Source organism: Fructilactobacillus florum 8D (assembly GCF_000512295.1).
Classification (GTDB): Bacteria; Bacillota; Bacilli; order Lactobacillales; family Lactobacillaceae; genus Fructilactobacillus; species Fructilactobacillus florum.
Genome location: NZ_ALXG01000031.1, coordinates 1 through 624, shown reverse-complemented (window position 1 = coordinate 624; position 624 = coordinate 1). Strand labels below are relative to the sequence as shown.

The 624-nt window shown below is 47.3% G+C and carries 1 protein-coding gene; it reads left to right on the top strand.

Annotation, left to right across the window (positions count from 1 at the left end):
• Nucleotides 1–177: 177 nt before the first annotated feature.
• Nucleotides 178–624, top strand: a 447-nt coding sequence (locus B808_RS03655) for a LysM peptidoglycan-binding domain-containing protein (protein WP_155830455.1), incomplete at its 3' end; no start/stop codon positions are given.

Genomic DNA, 624 nt, shown 5'->3' with positions numbered 1-624 from the left:
AAATATGTCGGTTCGATTGCAAAATTACAATGAGCGGGTAATTTCTTAATCTGGCTGTAATCAGTCTGTAATATGCAGCGCTTAGTATATGGATATTGATTGCGAAGGAAGCAATCGTTTTCCGAAAGAATTCAAACGCAAAAATCAGTCTTTCACAAAAAAGGAGATTATTACTATATGAATTATAAAAGTCTAAAATCAATCGCTGCTGTTGCCGCCGTTTCTGCCGGAGTCTTGTTTGCCGGTTCGCAAAGTGCCGACGCTTCGACCAAGATTACAGTTAAAGCTGGCGATACATTGTCACAATTAGCTCAGACTTACAATGTTTCAGTGAATGACTTACAACAAGCAAACCACATTCAAGACATTAACAAAATTTATGCTGGCGAAACCTTTGTCTTTGGTGACGATGGTAACGTGCAGGTAGCTCCAGCAGCTTCGGCAACGGCACAAGCCGCAACGCCAGCCCAGCCACAACAGCAGCCTCAGGCTGCTCCACAACCAGCAGCCCAACCAGTTGCTCCACAACAGCCACAAACGCAAGCCGCTGCACCACAGCCAGCTGCTCCAGCCCAACCGGCCCAACCAGCTAAGCCCGCTCCTGCTGCAGCTCCGCAACCAGCT